Source organism: Bradyrhizobium sp. LeoA1Lang (genome assembly GCF_055413685.1).
The window spans coordinates 1-254 of sequence record NZ_JBVAPG010000633.1; the positions used below are offsets into that span (position 1 = coordinate 1).

The following is a 254-nucleotide window of genomic DNA, read 5'->3' on the forward strand; positions in this document are numbered from 1 at the left end:
CCTCGCTCTCCCGCCCGACACCCGCGTCAAAGGCCCGGGCCGCCTGGTCCAGCAGTTGCTTCTTCCAGGCATAGATCTGGTTCGGGTGAACCTCATAGCGCTGGGCCAGATCGGCCACCGTCGCCTGCTCCCGCACCGCTTCCAGCGCGATCTTTGCCTTCAGTGCCGCGTCGATCTTGCGTCTCGTCTTTGTCGTCATCATGCGCTCCGTCTATCAAACGGAGCAGCCCCTTCCAACTAAGCACGTGGTCCCA

Annotated in this window: 1 protein-coding gene; it reads right to left on the reverse strand. The window is 63.0% G+C overall.

Annotation, left to right across the window (positions count from 1 at the left end; genetic code table 11):
* Positions 1-199, reverse strand: a 199-nt coding sequence (locus ACZYOF_RS44790; protein WP_463719721.1) for a transposase, incomplete at its 3' end; no start/stop codon positions are given.
* Positions 200-254: the final 55 nt, after the last annotated feature.